Annotated in this window: 17 protein-coding genes; 4 read left to right on the top strand and 13 right to left on the bottom strand. The window is 71.1% G+C overall.

Annotated elements, in window-relative coordinates; genetic code table 11:
• Positions 1-13 precede the first annotated feature (13 nt).
• Positions 14-922 carry a LysR substrate-binding domain-containing protein gene (locus KXR53_RS05445; protein ID WP_437374081.1) on the top strand — a complete coding sequence of 303 codons (909 nt, stop codon included), beginning with the start codon at positions 14-16 and terminating at the stop codon, positions 920-922.
• A gap of 72 nt (positions 923-994) precedes the next feature.
• Here the strand turns inward: KXR53_RS05445 and KXR53_RS05440 are convergent, their stop codons facing one another.
• The 5 genes from KXR53_RS05440 to KXR53_RS05420 all read right to left on the bottom strand — a co-directional run bounded on the left by KXR53_RS05440 (position 995) and on the right by KXR53_RS05420 (position 6,567).
• Positions 995-1,465, bottom strand: a complete 471-nt coding sequence (locus tag KXR53_RS05440) for a hypothetical protein (RefSeq protein WP_437374080.1) — start codon at positions 1,463-1,465, stop codon at positions 995-997.
• A gap of 281 nt (positions 1,466-1,746) precedes the next feature.
• Complete coding sequence (locus KXR53_RS05435) at positions 1,747-1,989, bottom strand: hypothetical protein (RefSeq protein WP_437374079.1); 243 nt, start codon at positions 1,987-1,989, stop codon at positions 1,747-1,749.
• 290 nt (positions 1,990-2,279) lie between these two features.
• A complete protein-coding gene (locus KXR53_RS05430; RefSeq protein WP_437374078.1) occupies positions 2,280-4,931 on the bottom strand; it encodes a DNA translocase FtsK in 2,652 nt (883 codons plus the stop codon).
• Positions 4,928-6,154 carry an aminotransferase class I/II-fold pyridoxal phosphate-dependent enzyme gene (locus KXR53_RS05425; RefSeq protein ID WP_437374077.1) on the bottom strand — a complete coding sequence of 409 codons (1,227 nt, stop codon included), beginning with the start codon at positions 6,152-6,154 and terminating at the stop codon, positions 4,928-4,930. The genes KXR53_RS05430 and KXR53_RS05425 overlap by 4 nt, the downstream gene beginning before the upstream one ends.
• Positions 6,155-6,420: 266 nt before the next feature.
• Complete coding sequence (locus KXR53_RS05420) at positions 6,421-6,567, bottom strand: hypothetical protein (protein ID WP_437374076.1); 147 nt, start codon at positions 6,565-6,567, stop codon at positions 6,421-6,423.
• Between KXR53_RS05420 and KXR53_RS05415 the strand changes: the two genes are divergently transcribed.
• Positions 6,566-7,882 carry a UbiH/UbiF/VisC/COQ6 family ubiquinone biosynthesis hydroxylase gene (locus KXR53_RS05415; protein WP_437374075.1) on the top strand — a complete coding sequence of 439 codons (1,317 nt, stop codon included), beginning with the start codon at positions 6,566-6,568 and terminating at the stop codon, positions 7,880-7,882. The two genes, KXR53_RS05420 and KXR53_RS05415, sit on opposite strands and share 2 nt — an antisense overlap.
• A 150-nt stretch (positions 7,883-8,032) precedes the next feature.
• On the opposite strand, the gene thpR is transcribed toward KXR53_RS05415, so the two are convergent.
• From thpR to KXR53_RS05395, 4 genes are all read right to left on the bottom strand, one after another.
• On the bottom strand, positions 8,033-8,578 hold the full coding sequence (gene thpR / locus KXR53_RS05410) for an RNA 2',3'-cyclic phosphodiesterase (RefSeq protein WP_437374074.1): 546 nt from the start codon (positions 8,576-8,578) through the stop codon (positions 8,033-8,035).
• Between the two features lie 11 nt (positions 8,579-8,589).
• On the bottom strand, positions 8,590-9,564 hold the full coding sequence (ftrA, locus tag KXR53_RS05405) for a transcriptional regulator FtrA (protein WP_437374073.1): 975 nt from the start codon (positions 9,562-9,564) through the stop codon (positions 8,590-8,592).
• A gap of 71 nt (positions 9,565-9,635) precedes the next feature.
• On the bottom strand, positions 9,636-11,036 hold the full coding sequence (gene lpdA, locus KXR53_RS05400) for a dihydrolipoyl dehydrogenase (protein ID WP_437374072.1): 1,401 nt from the start codon (positions 11,034-11,036) through the stop codon (positions 9,636-9,638).
• A gap of 104 nt (positions 11,037-11,140) precedes the next feature.
• Positions 11,141-11,623, bottom strand: coding sequence for a MarR family winged helix-turn-helix transcriptional regulator (locus KXR53_RS05395; RefSeq protein ID WP_437374071.1), 483 nt, complete (start codon positions 11,621-11,623; stop codon positions 11,141-11,143).
• A gap of 292 nt (positions 11,624-11,915) precedes the next feature.
• Here KXR53_RS05395 and KXR53_RS05390 point away from each other — a divergent pair, with 292 nt between their 5' ends.
• On the top strand, positions 11,916-12,755 hold the full coding sequence (locus tag KXR53_RS05390; protein ID WP_437374070.1) for an alpha/beta fold hydrolase: 840 nt from the start codon (positions 11,916-11,918) through the stop codon (positions 12,753-12,755).
• 265 nt (positions 12,756-13,020) lie between these two features.
• Here KXR53_RS05390 and KXR53_RS05385 read toward each other — a convergent pair whose 3' ends face one another.
• Entirely contained in the window at positions 13,021-13,968 is a 948-nt protein-coding gene (locus KXR53_RS05385) for a choline ABC transporter substrate-binding protein (RefSeq protein WP_437374069.1), read from the bottom strand.
• Positions 13,935-15,524, bottom strand: a complete 1,590-nt coding sequence (gene betC / locus KXR53_RS05380; protein ID WP_437374068.1) for a choline-sulfatase — start codon at positions 15,522-15,524, stop codon at positions 13,935-13,937. Before betC ends, KXR53_RS05385 begins: the two co-directional genes overlap by 34 nt.
• 116 nt (positions 15,525-15,640) lie before the next feature.
• Between betC and KXR53_RS05375 the strand changes: the two genes are divergently transcribed.
• On the top strand, positions 15,641-16,567 hold the full coding sequence (locus KXR53_RS05375; RefSeq protein WP_437374067.1) for a choline sulfate utilization transcriptional regulator: 927 nt from the start codon (positions 15,641-15,643) through the stop codon (positions 16,565-16,567).
• Here KXR53_RS05375 and queC read toward each other — a convergent pair.
• Complete coding sequence (gene queC, locus KXR53_RS05370) at positions 16,564-17,259, bottom strand: 7-cyano-7-deazaguanine synthase QueC (RefSeq protein WP_437374066.1); 696 nt, start codon at positions 17,257-17,259, stop codon at positions 16,564-16,566. The two genes, KXR53_RS05375 and queC, sit on opposite strands and share 4 nt — an antisense overlap.
• A 13-nt stretch (positions 17,260-17,272) precedes the next feature.
• Complete coding sequence (gene queD, locus KXR53_RS05365; protein ID WP_026872988.1) at positions 17,273-17,629, bottom strand: 6-carboxytetrahydropterin synthase QueD; 357 nt, start codon at positions 17,627-17,629, stop codon at positions 17,273-17,275.
• Positions 17,630-17,636 lie beyond the last annotated feature (7 nt).

The following is a 17,636-nucleotide window of genomic DNA, read 5'->3' as shown; positions in this document are numbered from 1 at the left end:
CATCGATTGATGCATGAAGCGCATCAACCTGTCGCTGTTCGAGATCGAGGTGTTCCTGGAGGTCGACCGGCTGCGCAGCTTCCGTGCCGCGGCCGAGGCGCTGGGCATGTCGCAGCCGGCGGTCAGCCGGGCGGTGGCGCGGGCCGAGACGCGGCTGGGCGTGCGGCTGTTCGACCGCAACACCCGGACGGTCGAGCCGACGCCGCAGGGACGGGAATTCGCCGCCATTGCCGGCCGGCTGATCGGCGACCTCCGGACCTCGCTCGACGATCTCGGCGACTATTTCCGCTCGGCGCGCGGCCGCGTCGCCGTCGCCGGGCTGCCCTCGGTGACGGCCGGGCTGCTGCCGCCGGTGATCGACCGGTTCCGCCGCAGCCATCCGGGGGTGTCGGTCGGCGTCATCGATACCTTGCTCGACGGCGTGGTCGGCGCGGTGCTGAGCGGCGAGGCCGATCTCGGCATCGCCGGCCGCCCGGCCGCCGACGGCAAGGTGGATTTCACCCGCATCATGTCCGACCGCTTCGTCGCCATCCTGCGCCAGGACCACCCGCTGGCGCGGTCCTCCGCCGTGACCTGGGCCGATCTGGCGGGCTTTCCCTTCGTCGCCATGTCGCGGATCACCAGCGTCCGCCCGCTGACCGACCGCGGCTTCGCCCAGGCCGGGGCGGCGGTCGAGCCGGAATTCGAGGTGTCGCATCTCGCCACCGCCGGCGCGCTGGTGGCGGCCGGCCTCGGGGTGACGGCGCTGCCGGTGCTGACCCTGCCGGTGCTGGCCCATCCGGCCCTGACGACGCGCCTGCTGCAGGGGCCGGAGGTGACCCGCGACATCGGGGTCCTGACCCGGGCGGGCCGGACGCTGTCGCCCGCAGCCGCCGCCTTCCGCGACGCGGTCATCGCCTCGGGCAGCGATCGTCCGGCATGAAAAAGGGCCCGGCCGCCCATGCGGCCGGGCCCCGTGTGTCCATCGCAGAGACTGCGGCGGACTCCCCCGGAATTATTCGGTCGGCGGCATCTGATCCATCGGGGCGGTCTGCTCCATCGAGGGAGCCTGTTCCATCATCGTCCCCGGCTGCATGGTCTCGGGCTGCATGGGCTGGGCGGGGGCCATCTGGCCCGGCACGCCCTGGCCGGGCAGAATCTGCTGCGAGGGTACCGGCGTGGCCCCGGCGCTCAGCTGCTGCTGGTTCAGCTGGCGGGTCTGCTCCTCCTCCGCCTGGTTCTGCGCGCTCTTGCTGGTGCGGCGGCGCGGAGCCTGGGTCTGCTCCTCGGCGCCGGAGGATTGGATGCGCTTGCGCTGCTGATGCTGGGGATTCTGGGCCGGCTCCGCCGGCATGTTCGCCGCGGGAGCCTCGACCGACGGCGTCGTCGTCTCGGGCATCGCCGGCTCGGTCCCGGTCTGGGCCAGGGCGGGCGCGGCGGCAAGTGCCGACACGGCGAAGGCGGCAAAGACAAAACTCCTGCGCATGAAGGTCTCCATCGAGGGATGCCTGAAGATCGGTGGGACGGCGGCGGCGGCCGCGGCGCGTGAGCCGATCGTCTCCCTAACGACGGGGGCGCGATACCGATCCGAAGAAAATGCCTTCATGAACGATATTTCATGTTCGCCGGATGTCGTCTGTTGGCCCGGCGACGAATCCTGCGACGAACGAAAAAAAGCCCGGCCGCCTGGGCGGCCGGGCCTCGCGGGACCGCGAACCTCGCCTCGGAAGGGGGGTGGGAGCGAGGTTCTGTTGCGGCCCGAACGCGCTACTTCGCCTTGTTCAGCTGCTCCTCGTTCAGCTTGCGGGTCTGGTCCTGTTCGCTGGTCGCGCTGCTGTGCGCGACCTTGCGGTGATGCACCCGGGCCGTGTGATGGGTCTTCATCTTGTGCGGCGCGGTGACGGCCGGCGCCGTCCCGGCGGGCTGGGCGGGGGTCTGCGCCATCGCCAGGGCGGGGGCGAGGGCCAGGGCGGGCACCGTGAGGACGGCGAACAGAAGGCTCCTGCGCATGACGATCTCCATCGAGGGGACAACGAAGATCGGAGGAGAGGCGGGCGGGAGGCCACGTCTTGGCTCCGACGCACGCACCCTACGTCGCCGCAGCTAACGCCCCGGTGGGCGGGAGATGAAATCGGCGTAACGATCGGGGCGGGGCGAAGCGGCGGACTCTCCCTCTGAGCCGTCATGGCGAGGAGGCGAAGCCGACGTGGCCATCCAGGGGGCCGGTGCGAGCGGCCCTGGATGGCCACGCCCCTTCGGGGCTCGCCATGACGGTGAGGGGAGCGGCTATCCCGCCCGGATCAATGGTTGCCCGCCAGCACTTCGCGCTTGCCGACATGGTTGGCCGGGCTGACCACGCCCTCCTGCTCCATGCGCTCGATCAGCCGCGCCGCGCGGTTGTAGCCGATCTGCAGATGGCGCTGGATAAAGCTGGTCGACGCCTTGCGCTCGCGCGCCACCAGCGCCACCGCCTGGTCGTAGAGATCGTCGCCGGAGCCGCCCTCGCCGTCGAGGCCGAGCGAATCGAAGCCGCCACCGTCCTCCTGATCCTCCAGCACCGCGTCGTTGTAGGCGGGCTCGCCCTGGGCCTTGAGGTGGCGCACCACCTCCTCGACCTCGCCGTCGGAGACGAAGGGGCCGTGCACGCGGGTGATGCGGCCGCCGCCGGCCATGTACAGCATGTCGCCCTGGCCCAGCAGCTGCTCCGCCCCGCCTTCGCCCAGGATGGTGCGGCTGTCGATCTTGGAGGTGACCTGGAAGCTGATGCGGGTCGGGAAGTTGGCCTTGATCGTGCCGGTGATGACGTCGACCGAGGGGCGTTGCGTCGCCATGATCAGATGGATGCCGGCGGCGCGCGCCATCTGCGCCAGGCGCTGGATCAGGGCCTCGATGTCCTTGCCCGCCACCAGCATCAGGTCGGCCATCTCATCGACGATGATGACGATGTAGGGCAGCTCGGTCAGGTCGATCGGCTGGTCCTCGAAGATCGGCTTGCCGGTGTCGGGGTCGAAGCCGGTCTGTACCCGTCGGGTCAGCACCTCGCCCTTGGCCTTGGCCTCGCGCAGCCGCTGGTTGTAGCCCTCGATGTTGCGGACGCCGACCTTGGACATGGACCGGTAGCGGTCCTCCATCTCGCGCACCGCCCATTTCAGCGCCACCACCGACTTCTTCGGGTCGGTGACGACCGGGGCCAGCAGGTGCGGGATGCCCTCGTAGATCGACAGCTCGAGCATCTTCGGGTCGACCATGATGAAGCGCACCTTGTCCGGCGGCAGCCGGAACAGGAGCGACAGGATCATGGTGTTGATGGCGACGGACTTGCCCGAGCCGGTGGTGCCGGCCACCAGCAGGTGCGGCATGCGGGCCAGGTCGGCGATGATCGGGCCGCCGCCGATGTCCTTGCCCAGCACCAGGCCCAGCTTCGACCCCGCCTTCTCCATCTGGTCGGAGCCGAGCAGCTCGCGCAGCAGCACCATCTCGCGCTTCTGGTTCGGCAGCTCGATGCCGATGACGTTGCGGCCGGGCACCACGGCGACGCGGACCGACACGGCGCTCATCGACCGGGCGATATCGTCGGCCAGGCCGATGACGCGGCTGGACTTGGTGCCGGGCGCCGGCTCCAGCTCGTACAGCGTCACCACCGGGCCGGGATTGACCTTCACGATCGAGCCGCGGACGCCGAAATCGCTCAGCACCTGCTCCAGCGCCGCGGCGTTCTGCTCCAGCACCCGCGGGTCGGCCACGGCCGGGCGCTTGCTCGGGTCCGGCAGGGTCAGGAGGTCGAGCGGCGGCAGCTCGTAGGTGTCGGGCGGCGCCAGCTCGAAGCTGGTCTGCCGCGGCGGCGGGGTCGCCGGGCGGCGCGGCGCCGGCTCGATCGCCGCGGGCGCGACGCGTTGAAGCGAGCCGGGGGGCGGCGGCGTGGCCGGGCGACGCGGCTCCTCGACCGGGCGAAGCGAGGGCAGATCGATCAGATCCTCGTCCTCCTCCTCTGGCAGGTCGTCCTCAGGCTCGGTGCGGCCGCCGCCGATGATGAGCGGCGGGCGCGGCGCCTCGCCGGGCTCGGCGCCCGGATCGGCGATCCGCGGGCCGGGCGGGTTGGCGCGGGCGAAGCGCGGCCGCGCGGTCGGCCCGGCCTCCGGCATGGCGAAGGCCGGCGGCGCCGCGGGGGCGGGCTCGCGCCGCATCATGCTGGCGGCGACGGTGCCGGCGCCATGCAGCGTGCGCAGACCGAGCCATTGCAGCAGCCGGCCCAGCGCCCGCAGCAGGGATCCCGTGATCGACGCGCCGGTGCGGGCGCCGGCGCCGGTCACGGCGCCGACGCGCTGCCATTCGGCCGAGGACAGGCCCAGCGCGATCAGCACCAGCAGCAGGCCGAAGGCGCCGGTGGCCAGCGCCAGCCAGAAGGTGGCGACCGGCCCGGCCGAGAGGATGACGGTATCGGAGATCCGCCGCAGGATCATCGAGCCGACGGCGCCGCCCAGCGAGCCGCGCTCGGCCCAGCCCTCGATCGCCGGCAGCGGCGACAGGCCGGCGGCCAGGAACAGCACGCCGAACAGCAGGCTGGTGACCCGCCACCACACCCGGTCAAGGGCGTGGTGCCGCATCAGCCGCCAGGCCCAGAACAGCGGCAGCACGGCCAGCAGGAAGGCGCCGATGCCGAGCGTCTGGATCAAGAGGTCGGCAAGATGGGCGCCGGGCCGGCCCAGCAGGTTGGCGGCGGGCCCGGCCTTGGCGGTGTTCCAGGACGGGTCGGTCGGGTCGTAGCTGACCAGGGCAACCAGGAGGCCACAGCCGAACACGGCGATGCTGAGGCCACTCAGCTCGCGCACCCGGTTGCGCAGGAATTCCCGCACCACCGGGGGCAGGAAGGAGCGCTTGTTCGAGGCGCCGCGCCCAGAGCTGCGGGTCACGGCGGTGCGGCTGCCGCGGGACGGGGTTCCGGCCATCGTCATTCCGTCGCCTCGGCTCGGGACAGGACCTCGCCGAGCCGGGTCAGGGCGCGCCCGACCGTCTCGGCGTCGTGGACCACGGCGACGCGCAGCCAGCGCCGGCCGATCTCCGGCCGGTCCAGGCGCGTGATGTAGCCGCCGGGCAGGGTGCGGATCCCGGCCTCGGCCCACAGCCGGCGGGCGGCGGCCTCGCCGTCGCCGACGTCGAGCCACAGGAAAAAGCCGCCCTCCGGCCGGCGGAAGCCGAAGCGCCCGCCCAGCGCTGCCTCGGCGGCGTCGAACTTGGCCCCGTACAGCGCCCGGTTGGCGACGACATGTGCGTCATCGGCCCACAGCGCGGCGGAGGCCGCCTGGATCGGCAGCGGCATGCCGGCGGCGGAATGGCTGCGCAGCCGCAGGAAGGCGGCCACCAGCGCCGGGTCGCCGGCGACGAAGCCGCTGCGCAGCCCGGCCGCGTTCGACCGCTTCGACAGCGAATGGAAGACGAGGAGGTTGTCCAGCGACCCGCCGTCGCGGCCGGCGGCGACCTCCAGCACGCCGACCGGCGGCTCGCGGTCGTAGATCTCGGCGTAGCACTCATCGGCCGCCAGGATGAAGCCGTGCGACCGGGCCAGGCCGATGGCGCGGTCGAGATAGGCCGGGCTGGCGACAGCGCCCTGCGGATTGGTCGGGTTGCACAGATACAGCAGCTTCAGCCGCGCCAGCAGCGCCGTGTCGGCCTCCAGCGCGTCGAGATCGGGCAGGAAGCCGGTGGCCGGCCCGGCCGGCAGGAACACCGGCTCGGCCCCGGCCATCACCGCGGCGCCCTCGTAGGGGGCGTAGAACGGGTCGGGAAGCGCCACCGCCGGCACCTGGTTGGCACCCGGCCGGTGGTCGACCGCCAGCTCCGCCACCAGGAACAGCGCCTCGCGCGTGCCGGACAAGGGCAGGATATGGGCCGGGTCGACCAGCCCGTCGGGCAGATGGAAGCGGCGCTGCAGCCAGGCGGCGCAGGCCTCGCGGAAGGCCGGGGTGCCGGCCACCGGCGGGTAGCGGTTCCAGCTGTCGGCATTGGCGGCCAGGATCTCGGCCAGGAAGGCCGGCGGCGCGTGCTGCGGCTCGCCGACCGACATGGCCAGCGGCGTCACCCCCTCCGGGGGCGTCACCCCGGACAACAGCGCCGCCAGCCGCGCGAACGGATAGTCCGCGAGCCGTTCCAATGCCTCGTTGAGTCGGCCGCCTCGCATGCTCTCCTGCAACACCCTGATTCCGCGTCGGGCCGGCTGCCGCCGGCCTCTCCCCTCGCTTCCGGCGGCCGGTGCCGCCGCGAAACAGCTCTTAGATTCCAATCACTTTATCCGGTCTTCTGACCTCTCCTGTCAAATCCAGCGTCGCCCGCCGGCCAGCCCGGCGCGCTTTTCCGGTCACGGTGTGGCCGGTCCGGCACGCCCTGCAGAACACCCGGACGAATCACGAACGAATCAGGATCGGTTCGCGACGCGAAATTGCCGGGTCACGGTCCGAACGGGATCGACAGCGACATCATGCTGCCGCCGCGGCCGGAATCGCCCCAGCTGCCGCCGGCGGCGACGCCGACGCCCCGCCGCTCGGAACACCCCGCGGCCAGGACCAGGAGGGAGAGGAAGAGAATCCGGATCATGGTGACATCCTATCATGGAATGGCGGTTGGCGATTCCGCCGTGACACAGCGCCACTGGACAGCGCGGCACCGCCCTCCGATGCTGCGCGCCATGAACGACAGCACTTCTTTGCGCAGCCAGGTCGTGGTGGTCGGCGGCGGCCTCGCCGGGGCGACCATGGCGGCGGCGCTCGGCCAGGCCGGCATCGACACCGTCATCCTGGACCAGGAGCCGGCGGCGACCCGCACCCTGCCGGAATTCGACGGCCGCACCACCGCGCTCTCCTACGGCTCCCGCCGCATCGTCGCCTCGGCCGGGCTGTGGGATCCGGTGGCGGACCAGGCCGAGCCGATCCTCGACATCCGCATCGCCGACGGCCGTGCCCCGGTGTTCCTGCATTTCGATCATCAGGAGATGGCCGGCGAGTCGGACGGCGCGCCCTTCGGCCATATCGTCGAGAACCGGCTGCTGCGGCTGGCGCAGTTCGAGCGGCTGGACGCCCTGCCGGCGGTGCGCCACATCGCCCCGGCCAAGGTCGTCGGCATCGAGACCGGCACCGGCCACGCCGCCGTGACCCTGGCCGACGGCCGGGTGGTGCGGGCCGATCTGGTGATCGGCGCCGACGGCCGCGCCTCCTTCACCCGCCAGCAGCTGGGCATCCCGGCGCGCAGCTTCGCCTACCGGCAGAAGGCGGTGGTCTGCGTCATGGCCCATGCCGAGCCGCATGACGGCGTCGCGGTCGAGCATTTCCTGCCGGCCGGCCCCTTCGCCGTGCTGCCGATGAAGGACGATGCCGACGGCAACCACCGCTCCTCGATCGTGTGGACCGAGCATCCGGACACCGCCGACGACCTGGTGCACCGGCCCGCCGCCTTCGACGCGGCGCTGCAGGCCAAGGTCGGCGACTGGCTGGGGCCGGTGCGGGCGGTCGGCAAGCGCTTCACCTATCCGCTCGGCGTGGTCCATGCCCGGCGCTACGGCGCCCGCCGGGCGGCGCTGATCGGCGAGGCCGCGCACGGCATCCACCCGATCGCCGGCCAGGGGCTCAATCTCGGCCTGCGCGACATCGCCGTACTGTCCGAGCTGCTGGTCGAGCGCAGCCGGCTCGGCCTCGACCTCGGCGACCCGGCGCTGCTGCAGCGCTACGAGCAACTGCGGCGGCCGGACAACCTCGCCATGATCCTGGCGACCGACGGGCTGAACCGGCTGTTCTCGACCGACCTTGCCCCGGTGCAGATCGCCCGCGACCTCGGCCTCGCCGCTGTGGGCCGCCTGCCGCCGGTGAAGCGCTTCTTCATGCGCCAGGCGATGGGGCTGGGCTCGCGGGCGCGGTGAAGTCTACGTGATACCGGCGGTCTTTGAGATCGACTCTTCGGTCCCTTCCCCGTCATGGCGAGGCGCGCAGCGCCGTGGCCATCCAGGGGCCGGTGCGAGCTGCCCTGGATGGCCACGCCCCTTCGGGGCTCGCCATGACGGGTCAATATTTCACGCCGTTGGGATGAGCGGATAGCTCTCCAGGATCTCGTACACCGCACCCTCGCGGCCGACATGGCTCTGGTACAGGTGGAAGGCGTCGACCGGGAAGGGATCGGCGCGGAACAGCCCGTGCTCCTGCAGCCAGCGGCCGATCCGCTCGACCGGCGCATCGCGCAGCCGGGCCAGGGTGACGTGCGGGGCATAGGCGCGGTCGTCCGGCGGCTGGCCGGCGGCGACCAGGGCGCGGTCGACCTTGGCGTGCAGGAAGTGCAGCGCCGGCTCCGTCGCCACCCCGGCCCACAGGGTCGAGGCGGCGCGCCGGCTGCCGAACTGGCCGACGCCGTCCAGCGCCAGGCTGAAGCCGGGCGCGGCGATGGCGTGCAGCGCCTCGTCGATCTCCTCCGCCTCCAGCGTGTCGACCTCGCCGATGAAGCGCAGGGTCAGGTGGAAATCGGCCGGGTCGGTCCAACGCGCCCCCGGTACGCCGCCCTGCAGCATGGACAGGCGGGGCCGCAGCGCGGCGGGGATGGCGATGGCGACGAACAGGCGCAGCATGGCGGGCCCTCTCAGCCGTGAGCGAATCCGGCGCGGTAGCGGGCCGGGCTGGTGGCGAGGCGGCGGCGGAAATGGTGGCGCAGCGTGTCAGCCGAGCCGAAGCCGCATTCGGTGGCGATGCGCTCGATCGGCAGGGCCGTGGTCTCCAGCAGTTCTCGGGCCAGCGCCAGCCGCTCGCCGACCAGCCATTCGCCCGGCGTGGTGCCGGTGGCCTCGCGGAAGCGGCGGAGGAAGGTGCGCAGGCTCATCCCAGCCTGATCGGCCAGCCGCTCCAACGGCAGGTCCTCGGCCAGGTGGCGGCGGGCCCAGTCGAACAGCGCAGCCAGCCGCGGCCGCTCCTCGACCTGCACCGGCCGGTCGACATACTGGGCCTGACCACCCTCCCGGTGCGGCGGCACCACCAGGCGCCGCGCCACCTGGTTGGCGATCCGCGCGCCCCAGTCGCGCCGCACGATGTGCAGGCACAGGTCGAGCCCGGCGGCGCTGCCGGCGGAGGTCAGCACCGTGCCCTCGTCGACATAGAGCACGTCCGGCACCACCCGCAGCTCGGGGTGGCGCGCGGCCAGCGCCTCGGCGTAGCGCCAATGGGTGGTGACGCGCCGGCCGGCCAGCACGCCCGCGGCCGCCAGCACGAACACGCCGGAGCAGATCGAGACCAGCCGGGCGCCGCGGTCATGGGCCCGTTTCAGGGCGGCCAGCAGCGACTCGGGCGGGGTCTCGCGGATGTCGCGCCAGCCCGGCACGACGATGGTGCCGGCCGCCTCCAGCGCCTCCAGCCCGGCCCCGGCCTGGACCTGGACGCCGCCGATGGCGCGCAGCGGGCCGGCCTCGGCGGCGCAGACGGTGAAACCGTACCAGTCCTGGAATTCCGGTCGCGGCAGGCCGAACACCTCGACCGCGACGCCGAACTCAAAGGTGCACAGCCCGTCATAGGCGAGGACGGCGACGGTGCGGTTCGGCGGCGGAATCGGGCGGGACGCAGGCATGGCTAAGGCGATGGGAACGCCATCGCGGTCGGAGCGTCAAGGACGGGCGTCCCGACGCTCCGGCATGCGCCTCAGATGTGGATCGGCCGCCCGTCGACCGCGAGGGCCGCTTCCTTGACCACCTCGTTCAAGGTCGGGTGGGCGTGGCAGGTGCGGGCGATGTCCTCGGCCGAGGCGCCGAACTCCATCGCCATCGCGCATTCGGCGATGATGGTGCCGGCTTCCGCGCCGACGATGTGGACGCCCAGCACCCGGTCGGTCTTGGCGTCGGCCAGGATCTTGACGAAGCCATCGGTGGCGTTCATGGCGCGGGCCCGGCCATTGGCCAGGAACGGGAACTTGCCGGCCTTGTAGGCCACGCCGGCCTGCTTCAGCTCCTCCTCGCTGCGGCCGACCGAGGCCACCTCCGGCCAGGTGTAGACCACGTTGGGGATCGCATCGTAGTTCACATGGCCCGCCTGGCCGGCCAGGATCTCGGCCACGGCCACGCCCTCATCCTCGGCCTTGTGCGCCAGCATCGCCCCGGCGATGACGTCGCCGATGGCGTAGATGCCCTCGACATTGGTGCGGAAATGCTTGTCGGTCTTGATCCGGCCGCGCTCGTCCAGCTCCACCCCCGCGGCCTCCAGGCCGAGGCCGTTGGTGTAGGGTCGGCGGCCGATCGAGACCAGCACATAGTCGGCCTCGATGGTCTCGACATCGCCGCCCTTGGCCGGCTCGACGGTCAGGGTCACGCCCCTGTTGGTCTGGGTCGCACCGGTGACCTTCGAGCTCAGCTTGAACGCCATGCCCTGCTTGGCCAGGATGCGCTGCATCTGCTTCGACACCTCGCCGTCATTGGTCGGCAGGATGCGGTCGAGGAACTCCACCACCGTCACCTTGGCGCCGAGCCGGGCCCAGACCGAGCCGAGCTCGAGCCCGATGACGCCGCCGCCGATCACCACCAGGTGCTTCGGCACCTCCGGCAGCGACAGCGCGCCGGTCGAGGTGACGATCCGCTTCTCGTCGACCTCGACACCGTTCAGCGGCATCGAGTCGGAACCGGTGGCGATGATGAAGTTCTTGGCGGCGTAGGTCTTGCCCTCGACCTCGATCCGGTCCTTTGCGGTGAAGCGGGCGTGGCCGAGCAGCCGGTCGATCTTGTTCTTCTTGAACAGGAAGTCGATGCCGTCGACATTCGCCTTCACCACTTTGTCCTTGTGGCCCAGCATGCCGGGCAGGTCGAGCTCGACCCCCGCCACCTTGACGCCGAAGCCGGCCAGAGCGTGCTTGGCCTCCTCGAACTTCTCCGACGCCTGCAGCAGCGCCTTGGACGGGATGCAGCCGACATTCAGGCAGGTGCCGCCCAGGGTCGGCATCTTCTCGACGCAGGCGGTCTTGAGCCCGAGCTGGGCGGCCCGGATGGCGGCGACATAGCCGCCGGGGCCGGCGCCGATCACGATCACGTCATAGGTGGCAACGGGGTCAGTCATCGCTCGCACTCAGCTTGCGGAAAGGTGGCCGCAAACTGCATGAGGCGAGGCGCTGCCGCAACTGCGTCGAGCGGGCGGCTGCCATCCGAGGATGATATGCGGGCCTAGGGTCGTCGTCCGGCGTCGGCGTCACTCCGGCCGCCGAGCTGGCCGTCCAGGGCTGCCGCCAGCCCCTGGACCTGGCGGTTGAGGGCCTCGAGCTGCGGCATGGTCAGGCCGGAGCGCCGCAGCAGCGCCTCGCCCAGGCACTGGCTGCGGGCGAACAGTTGGCGGCCCGCCTCTGTCAGCCGGACCTGGACCTCCCGCTCACTGTCCGGGCTGCGCCGCCGGCTGACCAGCCCGGCCGCCTCCATCCGCTTCACCAGCGGCGTGATCGTGCTCGATTCGAGGGCGAGGCGGGCGGCGATGGCGCCGATCGTGCGGCCGTCCTCCTCGCCGAGCACGTTGAGCACGAGGTACTGCGGATAGGTGATGCCCATCTCGTCCAGCATCGGCTTATAGGTCCGGTTGATGGCCATGCTGGTGCGGTACAGCGTGAAGCAGATCTGCTGGTCCAGGGGGAGGGGGCGGTCCTTCTGTGCGGGCACGGGACGATCCTATCGATAACTCTCCGATCACATTTATCACGATAATCGGTATCGCGATAAGATTTTTGTGGACGCGGCCGCGGCGATGGGATATCGAATAATTATCGCGACAACAGTTATCGCGATATCAATGGAGCCGCAGATGGATCATAGCGAGCACGAGACGGACGGGATTTCGCGCCGGCTCGTCCTGACCGCGGGAGTCGGACTCGCCGCCGTGGCGGCCCTGCCGCATGCTTTCCCGGCGCAGGCTGCCGCCGCGCCTTCACCTCAAACCTCCGGAGACAGCACCATGAGCAGCGGATTCCTCAGCACCAAGGACGGCACCCAGATCTTCTACAAGGACTGGGGCCCGCGCGACGCGCAGCCGATCGTCTTCCACCACGGCTGGCCGCTCAGCAGCGACGACTGGGACGCCCAGCTGCTGTTCTTCCTGGCGCAGGGCTACCGCGTCGTCGCCCATGATCGGCGCGGCCACGGCCGGTCGAGCCAGACCGATACCGGCAACGAGATGGACACCTACGCCGCCGACGTCGCCGAGCTGGCCGCGCATCTCGACCTGAAGAACGCCGTCCATATCGGCCATTCGACCGGCGGCGGCGAGGTGGCGCGCTACGTCGCCCGGCACGGCGGCAACGGCCGCGTCGCCAAGGCAGTGCTGATCGGCGCCGTGCCCCCGGTGATGGTGAAGTCGGAGAAGAACCCGGGCGGCCTGCCGATCGAGGTGTTCGACGGCTTCCGCAAGGCGCTGGCCGATAACCGGGCCCAGTTCTTCCGCGATGTCCCGACCGGCCCGTTCTACGGCTTCAACCGCGAGGGCGCGAAGGTCTATCCGGGCGTGATCGACAATTGGTGGCGCCAGGGCATGGTGGGCGGCGCCAAGGCTCATTACGACTGCATCAAGGCCTTCTCGGAGACCGACTTCACCGAGGATCTGAAGGCGATCGACGTGCCGACGCTCGTAATGCATGGCGACGACGACCAGATCGTGCCGATCGAGGACTCGGCGCTGCTCTCGGTCAAGCTGCTGAAGCGCGGCACGCTGAAGGTCTACAAGGGCTTCCCGCACGGCATGTGCACGACCCATGCCGACGTCATCAACCCCGACCTGCTGGCCTTCATCAGGGGTTGACCATCGGTCCCGTCGTGATGTGAGCCGTCATCGCGAGGCGCGCAGCGCCGTGGCGATCCAGGGGACGGTATCGCTGGATCGCCACGCCCCTTCGGGGCTCGCGATGACGGTTTGTTCTGAGCTATCGCTGGGGCGACAGACGACTCAGCGCGAGGTGCCGCCGGACTGCCGTCCGCGCATATAGTGCCGCTCCGGGTGGTAGCGCGGCTTGAACAGCTGTTCGATCCAACCCCGGATCACGGTCCACATGCGTCGCGGGCCTCCTTCAGCCCCGGTTCAGTGCGGCGCGGACGGCGGCGAGGCCGTCCTGTCCGTCGCGGGTGGTCACGCCGGCCAGCCAGCCGGACAGGAGATCGGGGTGAGCCTTGAGGTACTGCGCGGCGGCCGCGCGGCCGTCCGCCCCCTCGTCCAGGATCGTCCCCATGATCTGGTTCTCCATGTCGACCGTGAATGCCAGCTGTGACAGCAGCCGGGCGAGATTCGGGCAATTCTTCGACAAGTCTCGCTTCGTCACGGTGTAAACGGTGGCGCCGCCGTAATTCGGGCCGAAATAGGCGTCGCCGCCGCTGAGATAGGCGATCTGGAACTTGGTGTTCATCGGATGCGGCTCCCAGGCCAGGAAGGCGATCCATTCCTGCCGCCGCACCGCCCGCTCCACCTGGCTCAGCATGCCCTGCTCGCTCGATTCGACCAGGGACCAGCCCTCCAGGCCGAAATCCTTGGCGTCGATCATCCTCTGGATGTTCTGGTTGGCCGACGCCCCGGATTCGATGCCGTAGATCTTGCGGTCGAACTGGTCCGCATGCTTGGCCAGATCGGCGAAATCCTTCACCCCGGCCTCGGCGACATAGGCCGGGACCGCCAAAGTGAAGCGGATGCCGTCAAGATTCGGGCGGATCACCTCGATTGCCTTTTCGGCCACGAGCGGTTCGATAAATCGACTCTGCGCCGGCATCCAGTTGCCGAGGAAGACGTCGATCTGGCCATTCTTCAGGCTTTCGAAGGTGACCGGCACGGCCAGGGTCTCCACCTTCTGGGTGTAGCCCAGCGGCTCCAGCAGCGTGCCGATGATGCCGTTGGTCGAAGTGATGTCGGTCCAGCCCGGGTCCGACATGCGCACGGTGGCGCAGCTGTCGGGATCGGCCGCTGCGGCGGGCGTGGCCGCCAGCAGCAGCCCGGTCAGGGCGAGGGCGATGAGGCGCGCTCCGGACATGATTGAGTCTCCCCGTTTGTGTGTTGGCCGCGCGTGACGCGCGGGAACCGGGCGGCGGCTTCCAGATCGTCGAGATCCATGTGGTTGCGGATGTATTGCCGGGTGGCATCCTGCCGCGGCTGCCAGTCCCAGCCATGCGGTTCGCCCTGGCGCAACGCCGCATCCACGAAGCGCCGCCGCCGCTGGCTTTCGAGCACCTGCTCGCGCAGCCGCGGCAGGTCCCAGCGTGCCGCCACCTCTGCCCGGAAGGCGGCGACGCGCGCGGCCTCGGCCGAGTCCGCCGCGCGGTTCACCCGCTCGCCCGGATCGGTCGAGAGATCGTAGAGCTGGTCCGGGTCGGCCGGGCTGTGGATGAACTTCCAGGGGCCGCGGCGGATCATCACGATCGGCGCCACCGCGCCCTCGGCCAGGTATTCGCCCAGGACCAGGTCGTGCCCGCCCGCCCCGGTCAGATGTGGCAGCAGGCTGCGCCCGTCCAGCGGCGTCGGGTGCGGCGGCGCGCCCTCCGTCGCTGCGAGGTCGACCAGGGTCGGCAGCAGGTCGGCGGAGGACACGGCGGCGCCGACCCGGCGCGGGGCGAAGCGGCCGGGGGCGTGCACCACCAGCGGTATGCGGCAGCCGCCTTCCAGGAAGCTCATCTTGTACCAGAGGCCGCGCTCGCCCAGGAACTCGCCGTGGTCGGACAGGAGGATGGTGACCGTGTCCTCGGCCAGGCCGGCGTGGCGCAGCGCCGCCATCACCCGGCCGAACTGCTCGTCGACATAGGCGATGGCGCCGTAATAGGCCCGGCGGGCCCGGCGGGTCTGCTCCGCCGTCACCGGCGTGCGGTCCAGCTCGCACACCCGGCGCAGCCGGCGCGAATGCGGGTCGTCGGCCGGCGTGTCCTCGGGCAGCGGGATGTCCTCGTCGCGGTACAGGTTCCAGTACCGCTCCGGCACGGCGAAGGGGTCGTGCGGATGAGTCAGCGACACGGTCAGGCAGAAGGGCCGGCCGTCGGCAGCGCCGCTGCCGCGCGCCAGGTCGTACAGCCGGCGCTCGGCCGCGAACACCACCTCGTCGTCGAAGTCGAGCTGGTTGGTGCGGATGCAGGGGCCGGCATCGATCACCGACGACATGTTGTGGTACCAGCTCGGCCGCGCCTCCGGCCGGTCCCAGTCCGGGGTCCAGCCGAAATCCGCCGGGTAGATGTCGGTGGTCAGCCGCTCCTCGAAGCCGTGCAGCTGGTCGGGGCCACAGAAATGCATCTTGCCGGCCAGGATGGTGCGGTAGCCCAGCGCACGCAGCACATGGGCGAAGGTCGGCACGTCGGCGGGGAACTCGGCGGCGTTGTCATAGGCGCCGATCGCCGAGGGCAGCCGGCCCGACATGAACACGGCGCGGGAGGGCCCGCACAGAGGGCTGTTGCAGTAGGCGGCGTCGAACACCACCCCGTCCCGCGCCAGCGCCGTCATCACCGGCGCCTGCACCACCGCGTTGCCATAGGCCGGCAGGGCGAAAGGCGTCAGCTGGTCCGCCATCAGGATCAGGATGTTCGGGCGCCGCGCCTCGGTCTTCACGATCAGCCTCTCCCCTGTGCAACGACGGGCACCGTGCCTCGGTTCAACAACAGGGTGGGGCGTAGCCGGCAGGATCGTGAAGACCGGCGCCGTTCATGGAGGTATTATCCCGGTTTATGGCAACCCGCCGTCGCGACCTGCCGCCGATGCCGGCACTCCTGGCCTTCGAGGCCGCGGGGCGGCTGTCGAATTTCAGCGCCGCGGCGCGTGAGCTCGGGGCCACCCAGCCGGCCGTTTCCCATCAGATCGCCGCATTGGAGGCGCGGCTGGGCACCGCCCTGTTCCGGCGGCTGCACCGCGGCGTCGCCCTGACGCCAGAGGGTGAGCGGCTGCTGCAGGTGGTGACCCGGTCGCTCGACGCCATCGCCGACACGGCGGCGGAAATCCGCCAGGCGCGCGACCCGGGCGGGCTGACCGTCGCCACCGATTTCGGCTTCGCCACCTACTGGCTGCTGCCGCGGCTGGCGCGGCTGCGGGCGGCGCTGGGCGGGGTCGAGATCCGCATCCTGGCCAGCCAGGATGTGCTGGACCCGCGCGACCGCGCTGTCGACGCGGTGATCGCCTTCGGGGCCGGGCGCTGGCCGGGCTGCACCGTCGACCGGCTGTTCCCGGAAAGCGTGCTGCCGATCTGCAGCCCGGAGATGGCGGCGCGCCTCCCCCGGCTGGCCGCGCCGGCCGACCTGCTGGACCAGCCGCTCCTGCATCTCGACAGCCCGGATCCGGCGCGCTGGCTCGACTGGGCCGGCTGGTTCCGCGGCCAGGGGGTGGAGGGGGCGCCGCGCGGCCGGTCGCTGCGCTTCAACAACTATCCGCTGGTGCTGCAGGCGGCCCTCGCCGGGCAGGGTGTGGCGCTGGGCTGGCGGCCGCTGGTCGACGATCTGCTCGCCGCCGGCCAGCTCGTCGCCTGCCTGCCCACGCCCTTCCGCACCCAACGCGGCTATTTCCTGGCGCAGCCGCTGGCCGACCGGCCCGACCCGCTGCGCGCCGCCTTCCGCGACTGGCTGGTGGCCGAGGCCGCGGGGCGCGGCGCCCGTGGTGGTTAGCCGGCGTCCCGGAACCGGCGCCAGCCCTCGGCGCGCAGGGCGCAGGCCGGGCATTCGCCGCAGCCGTAACCCCACTCATGGGACTGGCCGCGGTCGCCGCGGTAGCAGCTGTGGGTCTCGTCACGGATCAGCTCGACCAGCGCCTCGCCGCCCAGCGACGCGGCCAGGCGCCAGGTCTCGGCCTTGTCGATCCACATCAGCGGGGTGTGCACGACGAAGCGGCTCTCCATGCCGAGATTGAGCGCCAGCTGCATCGCCTTCATCGTGTCGTCGCGGCAGTCCGGATAGCCGGAATAGTCGGTCTCGCAGACGCCGGCGACCAGGTGGCGCAGGCCGCGGCGATAGGCCAGGGCGGCGGCGAAGGTCACGAACACCAGGTTGCGGCCGGGCACGAAGGTGTTCGGCAGGCCGTTGTCCTGCATCGCGATCTCGACGTCGCGGGTCAGCGCCGTCTCGCTGACCTGGCCGAGCACGGCGAGGTCGAGCATGTGGTCGGCACCGAGCCGCCTGGCCCAGGCCGGGAAGCGGTCGCGGACCGCGTCCAGGATGCGCGGGCGGACATCGAGCTCGACCCGGTGCCGCTGGCCGTAGTCGAAGCCGACCGTCTCGACCCTTTCGAAGCGGTCCAGCGCCCAGGCCAGGCAGGTGGTCGAATCCTGCCCGCCGGAGAACAGCACCAGCGTACCGTCCATCGCGGCCCCTTTTTCAGCGGCCATCGTACTCGGCCCAGCAGTTCGGGGTCTCGTACACCGTGACGGCGGCCAGCAGCGGCAGCGCCGGCCGGACCCGGTCCCAGATCCAGACGGCGATGTGCTCGGCCGTCGGGTTCTCCAGCCCCTCGACCTCGTTCAGGCAGTAATGGTCCAGCCGGGCCAGGATCGGGGCGAAGGCGGCCTCGACGTCGAAGAAGTCGACCACGAAGCCGGTCTCGGGGTCGACCGGGCCCTCGAGCCGCAGCTCGACGCGGTAGGAATGGCCGTGCATCCGGTGGCAGCGATGCGTCGCCGGCACGTTCGGCAGTCGGTGCGCCGCCTCGAAGGTGAAGGCCTGGGTGATCCTCATGGCCAGA

The organism is Inquilinus limosus, assembly GCF_051487185.1.
In the GTDB taxonomy this organism is placed as follows: Bacteria; Pseudomonadota; Alphaproteobacteria; order DSM-16000; family Inquilinaceae; genus Inquilinus; species Inquilinus limosus_F.
Note: the sequence above shows the minus strand (reverse complement) of the source record. Positions and strands in the feature narration are given on the sequence as shown.

Bases quoted from the DNA above. Each gene is read 5' to 3' on its own strand.
- queD (WP_026872988.1), bottom strand. From the start codon at position 17,629: ATGAGGATCACCCAGGCCTTCACCTTCGAGGCGGCGCACCGACTGCCG.
- lpdA (WP_437374072.1), bottom strand. From the start codon at position 11,036: ATGACTGACCCCGTTGCCACCTATGACGTGATCGTGATCGGCGCCGGC.
- KXR53_RS05425 (WP_437374077.1), bottom strand. From the start codon at position 6,154: ATGCGAGGCGGCCGACTCAACGAGGCATTGGAACGGCTCGCGGACTAT.
- KXR53_RS05440 (WP_437374080.1), bottom strand. From the start codon at position 1,465: ATGCGCAGGAGTTTTGTCTTTGCCGCCTTCGCCGTGTCGGCACTTGCC.
- KXR53_RS05430 (WP_437374078.1), bottom strand. From the start codon at position 4,931: ATGACGATGGCCGGAACCCCGTCCCGCGGCAGCCGCACCGCCGTGACC.
- KXR53_RS05415 (WP_437374075.1), top strand. From the start codon at position 6,566: ATGGTGACATCCTATCATGGAATGGCGGTTGGCGATTCCGCCGTGACA.
- KXR53_RS05445 (WP_437374081.1), top strand. From the start codon at position 14: ATGAAGCGCATCAACCTGTCGCTGTTCGAGATCGAGGTGTTCCTGGAG.
- KXR53_RS05375 (WP_437374067.1), top strand. From the start codon at position 15,641: ATGGCAACCCGCCGTCGCGACCTGCCGCCGATGCCGGCACTCCTGGCC.
- ftrA (WP_437374073.1), bottom strand. From the start codon at position 9,564: ATGCCTGCGTCCCGCCCGATTCCGCCGCCGAACCGCACCGTCGCCGTC.
- KXR53_RS05390 (WP_437374070.1), top strand. From the start codon at position 11,916: ATGAGCAGCGGATTCCTCAGCACCAAGGACGGCACCCAGATCTTCTAC.
- KXR53_RS05420 (WP_437374076.1), bottom strand. From the start codon at position 6,567: ATGATCCGGATTCTCTTCCTCTCCCTCCTGGTCCTGGCCGCGGGGTGT.
- KXR53_RS05385 (WP_437374069.1), bottom strand. From the start codon at position 13,968: ATGTCCGGAGCGCGCCTCATCGCCCTCGCCCTGACCGGGCTGCTGCTG.
- KXR53_RS05435 (WP_437374079.1), bottom strand. From the start codon at position 1,989: ATGCGCAGGAGCCTTCTGTTCGCCGTCCTCACGGTGCCCGCCCTGGCC.
- queC (WP_437374066.1), bottom strand. From the start codon at position 17,259: ATGGACGGTACGCTGGTGCTGTTCTCCGGCGGGCAGGATTCGACCACC.
- thpR (WP_437374074.1), bottom strand. From the start codon at position 8,578: ATGCTGCGCCTGTTCGTCGCCATCGCCATCCCCGCCGCGCTGCGGCCC.